Origin of the sequence: Promicromonospora sp. NPDC057488, from assembly GCF_042802395.1 — a bacterium.
Classification (GTDB): Bacteria; Actinomycetota; Actinomycetes; order Actinomycetales; family Cellulomonadaceae; genus Promicromonospora.
The window spans coordinates 72,483-82,110 of the sequence record NZ_JBHVEG010000005.1; the positions used below are offsets into that span (position 1 = coordinate 72,483).

Here is a 9,628-nt window from a genome sequence, read left to right on the forward strand (position 1 = left end):
CTGCGCTTTCCTGTGCGGTCCGGACCCGGCAGGATGGCCGGGTGGACGACGGGGACCGGCCCGCGGTCACGGTCGCCCTGCTGGGACCGTTCGCCGTCGGGGTCGACGACGAGCCGGTGCGGCTGCCGGACCGGCTGCGCTCGCTCCTGGCCGGGCTCGCGGTGGGCCGCGGTGAGCCCGTGACCGTGGAGCGCCTGGTCGACGTGGTGTGGGGCGAGGACCTGCCCGCCGCCCCGCAGCGGTCGCTGCAGGTGCTGGTCCGCCGGCTCCGCAGCGCTCTGGGCGACGCCGCCGTGGAGACCGTCCCGGGCGGTTACCGGCTCGCCGTGCCCCCGGAGCGGGTCGACGCCGCCGCGTTCGCGGACCTCGTGCGGGCCCGGCCGGGCGACGCGCCCGCGGCCGAACGGCGGCGGCTCGTGGCCGCGCTGCGGCTGTGGCGCGGCCCGGCGTTCGACGGGGTCACCTCGGCGACGCTGCACGCGGCCGAGGCGCCGCGGCTGGACGAGCAGCGCCTGACGGCGCTGGCCCGCCGGCTCGAGCTGGACCTGGCGGCGGCAGACCGCCCGGAGGACAGCACGACAGACAACACGGCGGACCAGTACCTTCCCGAGCTCCAGGACCTGACGAGCCGGTACCCGCTCCAGGAGCGCTTCTGGGCCCAGCTCATGACGGCCCTGGTCCGGGGCGGACGCCGCGCCGACGCGCTCGACGCCTACGCCAGGCTGGAGCGGACCCTCGCCGACGAGCTGGGCATCGGCCCCGGCGAGGCGGTCCGGCGGGTGCGCCGCGAGATCACCCAGGGCGGGATCACCCAGGGCGGGATGACACAGGACGGGACAGCACAGCCCGGCCTGGTCCCCCGCCAGCTCCCCCTGGCGCCCCGCGCGTTCAGCGGGCGCGCCGAGGCCCTGGCCGGGCTCGACCGCCTGCTGGCCGACGACGCCGCGCCGCGGGTCGCGCTCCTGGACGGCGCCGGTGGGGTGGGCAAGACGGCGACGGCGCTGCACTGGGCGCACCGGGTGGCCGACCGGTTCCCCGACGGGCAGCTCTACGCGAACCTGCGCGGGTTCGACCCGGCGTCGGCCCCGGTACCCGCCGCGACGGTGGTGCGGGGGTTCCTGGACGCGCTGGGCGTGGCCAAGGGCCGGGTGCCGGCGTCGGAGGAGGCCCAGCTCGCGCTGTACCGGGGCATCGTGGCGGGCCGGCGGCTGCTCGTGGTGCTGGACAACGCCCGCGACGCCGACCAGGTGGGGCCGCTCCTGCCGGGGCCGGGCGCGAGCGTCACCGTGGTGACCAGCCGCGCCACGCTGAGCGGCCTGGCCCCCGCGCAGGACCTGCGCCGGGTCGCGCTGGGCACGCTCACGCCGGCCGAGGGGCTCGACCTGCTCGCGCTGCGGGTCGGCGTCGAGCGGACCGCCGCCGAGCCGGAGGCGGCGCGCCGGATCGTGGCACGGTGCGCCGGCCTGCCGCTCGCGATCGTGATCGCCGCGGCCCGGGTGCTGGCCAGGCCCGCGTTCCCGCTCTCCGCGGTCGCGGACGAGCTGGCCGACGGCGGCGCCCGGCTCGACGCGCTGGGCGACGACGACGCGATGGCCGACGTCCGCAGCGTGTTCGCCACGTCGTACCGGGCGCTGTCCCCGGACGGCGTGCGCCTGTTCCGGCTGCTCGGGACACACCCTGGGCCCGACGTCTCGCGGGAGGCGACCCGCGCGCTCGCGGGGGAACCCGACACCGCCGACGCCGCCCTGGCCGAGCTGACCCGCGTCAACCTCGTGACCGAGCACGCCCCCGGCCGGTACGCGATGCACGACCTGGTCGCGGAGTACGCCCGGGAACGTGCGCGGCTGGACGAGCCGCCCGATCAGCGGGAGGCGGCGCTGCGGCGTCTGACCCGGTGGTACCTCGGCGTGGCCCTGGAGATGGACCGGCGCCGGTGGCCGGCGCGCGTGCCGCAGGCCTTCGTCACCGACCCCGGCCCGGCCCGCGTGCCCGACCAGGAGCCGGCCGCCTGGTTCCGGGCCGAGGGGGCGGTGCTGCTCGCCGTGGTCGACGCCGCCCGCGCCCAGGGGCTCGACGCCGAGGCGGTGTCGCTGGTCTGGGCGCTCTACAGCACGCTGTCGTACCACGCCGACCTCCGCGATGCGCTGTGGGTCGGGCTGGTCACGGCGCGCGACGTCGCCCTGCGGACCGGGGACCGCCCGGCCGAGCTGTGGTGCCTGCGCTACCTGGCGGCCATGGCCGCGGTCGCGGGCCGGACGGCGCAGGGCGAGGACCTGCGCCGGCGCACCGTGGACCTGGCGACGGAGCTGGACGACCCGCGGGCGCTCCAGATGGCCCACCAGGGGTACGCGGGCGACCTGGTGCGCTGGGGCCGCCACGCCGACGCCGTCCGGCAGGCCGAGCGGGCCCTGGTGCACGGCCGCCGCACGGGCGAGGCGTACTACGAGGCGCACGCCCTGAACATCCTGGCGTGGGCCCTGGCGCACGACGGCGACCTCACCCGGGCGCTCCCGCTCGCCGAGCAGGCGCTGGCCCTGCTGAACGACGCCGACAACCCCACCACGCGCGCGGTCGTGTGGGACACGCTCGGCCTGCTGCACGCGCGGCTCGGCGACCCGGAGCGCGCGATCGCCTGCTACCAGGAGGCCGCCGTCCGGTTCCGGAAGTTCGACATGCGGCAGGACCTCGTGGCGGCCGAGCGCCGGCGCGCCGCCCTGCTCGGCGACGTCGGCCGCTGGGCCCAGGCGCGCGACACCTGGCAGGAGTGCCTGGACCAGCACCTGGAGCTCGGCCTCGGCGGCGTCGCGGGGATCCGGGAGGCGCTGGCGCACGCCGCGGACCGTGCCGCGGCGCAGACCACGAGCAACCCCTAGTCCCGGCGCCGCGAGATGGTCCGGCCCAGCCAGACCAGCGGGTCGTACCGCCGGTCGGCCACGCGCTCCTTCATCGGGATCAGCGCGTTGTCCGTGATCTTGATGCCCTCGGGGCACACCTCGGTGCAGCACTTGGTGATGTTGCACCGGCCCAGCCCGTGCTCGTCCTGCGCCGCGGGCACCCGGTCGGCGACGTCCAGCGGGTGCATCTCCAGCTCGGCGATGCGCATCAGGAACCGCGGGCCGGCGAACGCCTCCTTGTTCTCGTCGTGGTCGCGCACCACGTGGCACGTGTCCTGGCACAGGAAGCACTCGATGCACTTGCGGAACTCCTGCGAGCGCTCCACGTCGACCTGCGCCATCCGGTACTCGCCCGGCGCGAGGTCCGCGGGCGGCGTGAACGACGGCACCTCGCGCGCCTTCGCGTAGTTGAACGACACGTCCGTCACGAGGTCGCGCAGCACCGGGAACGTGCGCATCGGCGTCACCGTGACCACGTCGGTGGGCGCGAACACGGACATCCGCGTCATGCAGAGCAGGCGCGGGCGCCCGTTGATCTCCGCCGAGCACGACCCGCACTTGCCCGCCTTGCAGTTCCACCGCACCGCGAGGTCGGGCGCCTGCGTGGCCTGCAACCGGTGCAGGACGTCGAGCACCACCTCGCCGTCGTTCACCTCCACCGTGAAGTCCGCGAGCACCCCGCCGTCGGCGTCGCCGCGCCAGACGCGGAACCGGCCCTTGTAGGTCATGGTGTGCCTCCCGCGCCCTGCCGCGAACCCTGCTCTGGATGCCCCGCGAGCTCCGGCGCCGTGTAGTACTTCTCCAGCTCGGGCAGGTCGAACAGCGCGAGCAGGTCGGCGCGCATCGGCACCCGCTCGGCGGGTTCGACGGCGGTCCGCGGCACGACGGCGCCGGCGCCTGCATCCACGCAGTGCGTGACCAGCACCCGGTGCCGCCACTGCGGGTCGAGCCCCGGGTGGTCCTCGCGGGTGTGCCCGCCGCGGCTCTCGGTGCGCAGCAGCGCGGAGGACGCCACGGCCTCGCTGACCATGAGCATGTTCCGCAGGTCGAGCGCGAGGTGCCAGCCCGGGTTGTACTGCCGGTGCCCCTCGACGACGACGTCGTGCACCCGGGCCCGCAGCTCGGCGAGCCGGTCGAGCGCGGCGACCATCTCGGCCTCCGTGCGGATGATGCCCACCAGGTCGTTCATGACGCGCTGCAGGTCGGCGTGCAACGTGTAGGGGTTCTCGCCGCCGGCGGCGGCGGGGTGCGCGTCGAAGGGGGCGAGTGTCATCGCGGCGGCGACCTCGACGTCGGCCTCCCGGATCGTGGGACGGCGTTCGAGGCCGGTGACGTAGTCGGCCGCGCCGAGCCCGGCGCGGCGGCCGAAGACCAGGAGGTCGGACAGCGAGTTGCCGCCCAGCCGGTTCGAGCCGTGCATGCCCCCGGCGCACTCCCCCGCCGCGAACAGCCCCGGCACGCGCGACTGCCCGGTGTCGGGGTCCACCTCGATGCCGCCCATCACGTAGTGGCAGGTGGGGCCGACCTCCATGGGTTCGGCGGTGATGTCGACGTCGGCCAGCTCCTTGAACTGGTGGTACATCGAGGGCAGGCGCCGCTTGATCTCCTCGGCCGGCATGCGGCTCGCGATGTCCAGGTAGACGCCGCCGTGCGGGGAGCCGCGCCCCTCCTTGACCTCGGTGTTGATGGCGCGGGCCACCTCGTCGCGGGGCAGCAGGTCGGGCGTGCGGCGGTTGTTCTCCTGGTCGTCGTACCAGCGGTCGGCCTCGTCCTCGGTCTGGGCGTACTGGCCCTTGAAGACGTCCGGCACGTACCCGAACATGAAGCGGTCGCCGTCGGAGTTGCGCAGCACGCCGCCGTCGCCGCGCACGCCCTCGGTCACGAGGATCCCCTTGACGCTCGGCGGCCAGACCATGCCCGTGGGGTGGAACTGGACGAACTCCATGTCCACGAGGCTCGCGCCCGCCCGCAGCGCCAGGGCGTGGCCGTCGCCCGTGTACTCCCACGAGTTGGACGTGACCTGGAAGGACTTGCCGATCCCGCCCGTGGCCAGGACGACGGCGGGTGCGGAGAACAGCACGTGTCGGCCCGACTCCCGCCAGTACCCGAAGGCGCCGGCGATCGGCGCGTGGTCGCCGGCCCCGGCGGGGTCGGTCAGCAGCTCGGTGACGGTGCACTCGGCGAACACCCGCAGCCGCGCCTCGTAGTCGCCGGTGGCGGCGTGGTCGGCCTGCTGCAGCGCCACGATGCGCTGCTGCATGGTGCGCAGCAGCTCCAGGCCCGTGCGGTCGCCGACGTGCGCCAGCCGCGGGTAGGTGTGCCCGCCGAAGTGCCGCTGGCTGATCCGGCCGTCCGCCGTCCGGTCGAACAGCGCGCCGTACGTCTCCAGCTCCCAGACGCGGTCGGGCGCCTCCTTGGCGTGCAGCTCCGCCATGCGCCAGTTGTTCAGGAATTTGCCGCCGCGCATGGTGTCGCGGAAGTGCACCTGCCAGGAGTCGTGCTCGTTGACGTTGCCCATCGCCGCCGCGCAGCCGCCCTCGGCCATCACGGTGTGCGCCTTGCCGAACAGCGACTTGCAGACGATCGCCGTGCGCAGCCCGCGCTCGCGGGCCTCGATCGCGGCGCGCAGCCCCGCACCACCCGCACCGATCACGAGGACGTCGTAGTCGTGCCGTTCGATCTCGGTCAAGGCTGCTTCTTCCTTCCGGAGACGGGCGCTATCCGATGAGGCGGAGGTCCACGATCGTCCCGCGCGCCACGAGCATCACGTACAGGTCGGTGAGGATCAGCGAGGCGAGCGTGATCCAGGCGAAGAGCATGTGTCGCGTGTTCAGCGCGGAGATCCGGGTCCAGAGCCAGTACCGGACCGGGTGCTTCGAGAAGTGCGTCAGGCGGCCGCCCATCACGTGCCGGCACGAGTGGCATGACGCCGTGTAGCACCACAGCAGCACGACGTTGGCCAGCAGCACCAGGTTGCCGACGCCGACGACGAAGCCGTCGTCGGGGTGCCGGAACGCGACCAGGGCGTCATAGGTGTTGACCAGCGAGACCAGCACCGCGACGTAGAAGAAGTACCGGTGCACGTTCTGCATGACCAGCGGGAAGCGGGTCTCCCCCGTCTGCCGGGCGTGGGGCTCCGGCACCGCGCACGCCGCGGGCGCCAGCCAGAACGACCGGTAGTACGCCTTGCGGTAGTAGTAGCAGGTCAGCCGGAAGCCCAGCAGGAACGGCAGGCTCAGGGCCGCGTACGGGATCAGCGGGTGGTCGGGCAGGAACATGCCGAAGTGCGACGAGCCCGGTGCGGACGCGCAGCCGAGCGACACGCACGGCGAGTAGAACGGCGTCAGGTAGCGCTCGTCCGCGAAGAAGTACGCCTGCTGGAACGCCCGCGCGGTCGCGTAGACGACGAAGACCAGCAGGCCGAGCGCAGTCGCCACCGGGGCCAGCCACCAGCGGTCGGTGCGCAGCGTGCGGACGCCGACCGCGGCGCGCCCGGGCGCGTCGACCCCGCGCCACGCGGGGTGGCGCGCGGTCGCCGTCACGAGCGGTCGCCGTGGTAGCCGCCGAGCCCCTCGTCGTCGGCATCGCTGAACATCTTCTCGTCCAGCGGGGTGTCGGGGACCACCACGTGCTCGGGCTCCGGGCCGCCGAGCCCCGCCGCGCGCGACGGGTGGGCCGCGGCCAGGTCGCCCGCGTCGATCTCCAGCCGCTCCAGGTCGTTGACCAGGCGACGGACCTCCGGGGCGTCCCCGAACGCGCCGCGCACGTCGGCGACGCTTCGACGCAGCTGCTCGATGGACCGGCGCAGCGTCGCGAACTCGGTGGTGGTCACAGGGCACCTCCTTGGCGACGCGCCTCACCCCGTCGTGAGGTGCGTCACACCAGACTCTGCCGTGCCCGCGGCAGTTAAGCAAGGGCGAACCTGGCGTGGGGCGTGATCGGCGGCACAGTTGACCTCAAGCGCTCGAGGTGTCGCAGGCTGGGGTCATGGCCACGACAGCAGCAGCCACTGCAGCGCCGGAACGGGCACTCACCATCCAGCAGGTCGCCCGCCGCACCGGGCTGGCCCAGTCCACGCTGCGCTACTACGAGCAGATCGGGCTGATCCCGCCCGTGGACCGCGACCCGGACAGCGGCCACCGCCGGTTCGGGCCGCAGGTGGTCGAGACGCTGGAGGCGCTGTCCTGCCTGCGCGGCGCGGGCGTGCCGATCGACGAGATGCGGCGCTACCTGGCCCTGCTCGCCCCCGGCGACCTCGCGGCCGCCGCCGAGGAGGCCGCCCTGTTCGCCGCGCACGCCGACCGCGTCGAGGCCGAGATCGCCCGGCTCGGCGTGCGCCTGGAGTACCTGCGGGCCAAGGCCGACCTGTGGCAGGCCCGCGTGGACGGTGACGCCGACGCCGAGCGGCGGGCGACCGACCGGACGCTCGGGGCGATGTCGCGGTTCTGAGCCCGCGCTCGTTCGCCCCACCACCACATTCGTAGGAACCCACACTGAGGAGCAGCACCATGCCTGGACCCGTCATGCCCGAAATCGCGACGCCCGAAATCGCGACGCCCGAGAGCCCGGTCCTCGTGACCGGCGGCAACGGCTACGTCGGCGGCCGCCTCGTCGCCACCCTGCTGGACCGCGGGCACCGCGTCCGCGCCACCGTGCGCGACGCCGCCCGCGCCGACGCCGTCGGGCACCTGGTACGTGCCGCAGGCGTCGACCCCGGCGACCGCCTGGAGACGGTCGTGACCTCGCTCGACGACGACGCGGGCTGGGCCGAGGCCCTCGCGGGCGTGTCGGTGGTCCACCACGTCGCGTCGCCGTTCCTCTCGGTGCCGCCCGAGCGGGCCGACGAGGTCATCGCGCCGGCCGTCGAGGGCACCCTGCGGGTCCTGCGCCACGCGCGGGACGCCGGCGTGACGCACGTGGTGCTGACGTCGTCGTTCGCCGCGGTCGGGTACGGCCCGCCCACCGGGCGGCCGTACGACGAGCGCGACTGGACCGACCCCGGCCACCCGAACGACCCCTACATCCGCTCGAAGGTGCTGGCCGAGCGTGCGGCCTGGGACTTCGTCGCCGAGCAGGTCCGCGGCCCGCAGACACCGCTGGGGCTGACCGTGCTCAACCCGACCGGCATCTTCGGTCCGGTGCTGGGCGGGCGGCTGTCCACGTCGGTCGGCGCGGTGGGCGCCATGCTGACCGGCGGCCTGCCGGCGCTGCCCCGGATGCGGTTCGGCGTCGTCGACGTGCGCGACGTCGCCGAGGCGCACGTCCGCGCCATGTCGACGCCGGCCGCGGTCGGCGAGCGCATCCTGCTCACGAGCGGCGACGTGGTGACCTGGGGCTGGGTGATCGAGCTGCTGCGGCGCGAGCTCGGGGTGGAGATCGCGACGGTGGAGCAGGACGCCGTCGGCGGGCTGCCGCCCCTGGAGATCAGCAACGCCAAGGCCCGGCGGCTGCTGGGGATGTCGTTCGTGCCGGCCGGGACCACGCTCCTGGACACCGCGCGGAGCCTTGCCCCCACCGCCTCCGATGGTGTTAGGTAAGCCTTACCTCACCCCACGTTCCAGCCCGGGGTGACCCTGAGAGGACGACGTGACCGACCACCACTACGACGACGCCTGGCCCCTGCACCTGCTCCTGGCGGGCGACGTGCACGACGCGCCCCGGCTGCTGGAGCTGGTCGACCTGCTCCCCGTCTACGCCCACGGCCAGATGTTCGTGGAGGTCGGGGCCACGGGCGGGCAGCCGTACGCCGACCCCGCGGACTGGGTGCTGCCGCCCGGCGTAGGCCTGCACGTGCTGCGCCGCGAGCCGGGGGCGCCCCGCCCCCGGCGCGGCCAGCTCCTGGCCGCCGCGGTCTCCGCCTGGGCCGCCGAGTGGCTGCCCGACGACGTCTGCGGCTGCGCCGGGCCGTTCGCCCTCTGGGTCGGCTGCGCCGCGAGCCCCGACGTCGAGAACCTGTGCCGCGACCTGGTCCGGCGGCTCGACATGGCCCCCGTGCACCTGCACCGGCCCGACCTGTGACGTACGCCGCGCGCGGCCGGGCGACGGGCCCAGGAGATGACGCCCGGGATGACCTAGCGTTGGCCCCATGACGACCCACGAGGAGAACTCCGAGTACCTGCGGCTGCTGGGCGAGCAGGTGGGCCACGAGTTCGCGGCGCACCTCCAGTACGTGGCGATCGCTGTCTGGTTCGACAGCCACGACCTGCCGCAGCTCGCCGCGCACTTCTACCGGCAGGCGCTGGAGGAGCGCAACCACGGCATGATGATCGTCCAGTACCACCTGGACCGGTCCCTGCCCGTGGCGATCCCGGGCACGCCCGAGGTGCGCAACGACTTCAAGGACGTGCTGGAGCCCCTGCAGCTCGCGCTCGACCAGGAGCAGCAGGTCACCCGCCAGATCGAGGCCATCTTCAACGCGGCCCGCGCCGAGGGCGACGCCCTGGGCGAGCAGTTCCTGCTCTGGTTCCTGGAGGAGCAGGTCGAAGAGGTCGCCGCGGCGAACACCCTGGTCACCGTCGCGAAGCGCGCCGGCGACAACCTGTTCGACCTGGAGAACTACGTGGCCCGCGAGACGATCGGCGACTCGGGCGAGTCGGCGGCGGCCCCGCGCGCGGCGGGCGGGGCGCTCTGACTCGGAGGTGACTCGGAGCTGACTCGCGGCGGTCGGGAGTGGGCAGTCGGCAGTCGAAAGTCCAGAGTCGGCAGTCTGCATCGAGGTCGGCACAGGCCTGTGC

The 9,628-nt window shown here is 74.3% G+C and carries 9 protein-coding genes; 5 read left to right on the plus strand and 4 right to left on the minus strand.

Features of this window, described 5'->3' with window-relative positions:
- The first annotated feature begins 41 nt into the window (after positions 1-41).
- The gene (locus ACFU5G_RS02155; protein ID WP_377240293.1) at positions 42-2,873 is read left to right on the plus strand and encodes a BTAD domain-containing putative transcriptional regulator; all 2,832 of its coding nucleotides are present in this window, start codon (positions 42-44) and stop codon (positions 2,871-2,873) included.
- On the opposite strand, the gene ACFU5G_RS02160 is transcribed toward ACFU5G_RS02155, so the two are convergent.
- Genes ACFU5G_RS02160 through ACFU5G_RS02175 form a run of 4 tightly spaced genes read right to left on the minus strand, consistent with a single transcriptional unit; the run spans position 2,870 to position 6,726 of the window.
- Positions 2,870-3,622 carry a succinate dehydrogenase/fumarate reductase iron-sulfur subunit gene (locus ACFU5G_RS02160; protein WP_377240295.1) on the minus strand — a complete coding sequence of 251 codons (753 nt, stop codon included), beginning with the start codon at positions 3,620-3,622 and terminating at the stop codon, positions 2,870-2,872. The two genes, ACFU5G_RS02155 and ACFU5G_RS02160, sit on opposite strands and share 4 nt — an antisense overlap.
- Positions 3,619-5,583, minus strand: coding sequence for a fumarate reductase/succinate dehydrogenase flavoprotein subunit (locus tag ACFU5G_RS02165; RefSeq protein ID WP_377240298.1), 1,965 nt, complete (start codon positions 5,581-5,583; stop codon positions 3,619-3,621). Before ACFU5G_RS02165 ends, ACFU5G_RS02160 begins: the two co-directional genes overlap by 4 nt.
- A gap of 28 nt (positions 5,584-5,611) precedes the next feature.
- On the minus strand, positions 5,612-6,436 hold the full coding sequence (locus ACFU5G_RS02170) for a hypothetical protein (RefSeq protein WP_377240300.1): 825 nt from the start codon (positions 6,434-6,436) through the stop codon (positions 5,612-5,614).
- Positions 6,433-6,726, minus strand: coding sequence for a hypothetical protein (locus ACFU5G_RS02175; RefSeq protein WP_020015088.1), 294 nt, complete (start codon positions 6,724-6,726; stop codon positions 6,433-6,435). The genes ACFU5G_RS02170 and ACFU5G_RS02175 overlap by 4 nt, the downstream gene beginning before the upstream one ends.
- Positions 6,727-6,881: 155 nt before the next feature.
- On the opposite strand from ACFU5G_RS02175, the gene ACFU5G_RS02180 reads away from it, so the two are divergent.
- From ACFU5G_RS02180 to ACFU5G_RS02195, 4 genes are all read left to right on the plus strand, one after another.
- On the plus strand, positions 6,882-7,343 hold the full coding sequence (locus tag ACFU5G_RS02180) for a MerR family transcriptional regulator (RefSeq protein ID WP_377240303.1): 462 nt from the start codon (positions 6,882-6,884) through the stop codon (positions 7,341-7,343).
- A 59-nt stretch (positions 7,344-7,402) separates the two neighbouring features.
- Positions 7,403-8,431 carry an NAD-dependent epimerase/dehydratase family protein gene (locus ACFU5G_RS02185; RefSeq protein ID WP_377240305.1) on the plus strand — a complete coding sequence of 343 codons (1,029 nt, stop codon included), beginning with the start codon at positions 7,403-7,405 and terminating at the stop codon, positions 8,429-8,431.
- A gap of 49 nt (positions 8,432-8,480) precedes the next feature.
- On the plus strand, positions 8,481-8,912 hold the full coding sequence (locus ACFU5G_RS02190) for a hypothetical protein (protein ID WP_377240307.1): 432 nt from the start codon (positions 8,481-8,483) through the stop codon (positions 8,910-8,912).
- Between the two features lie 67 nt (positions 8,913-8,979).
- Positions 8,980-9,525 (plus strand): ferritin, encoded by a 546-nt coding sequence (locus ACFU5G_RS02195; RefSeq protein ID WP_377240309.1) that lies wholly within the window; start codon positions 8,980-8,982, stop codon positions 9,523-9,525.
- Positions 9,526-9,628 lie beyond the last annotated feature (103 nt).

Excerpts from the sequence above, each read along its gene's own strand:
- ACFU5G_RS02195 (WP_377240309.1), top strand. The coding sequence starts at position 8,980 with ATGACGACCCACGAGGAGAACTCCGAGTACCTGCGGCTGCTGGGCGAG.
- ACFU5G_RS02180 (WP_377240303.1), top strand. The coding sequence starts at position 6,882 with ATGGCCACGACAGCAGCAGCCACTGCAGCGCCGGAACGGGCACTCACC.
- ACFU5G_RS02160 (WP_377240295.1), bottom strand. The coding sequence starts at position 3,622 with ATGACCTACAAGGGCCGGTTCCGCGTCTGGCGCGGCGACGCCGACGGC.
- ACFU5G_RS02185 (WP_377240305.1), top strand. The coding sequence starts at position 7,403 with ATGCCTGGACCCGTCATGCCCGAAATCGCGACGCCCGAAATCGCGACG.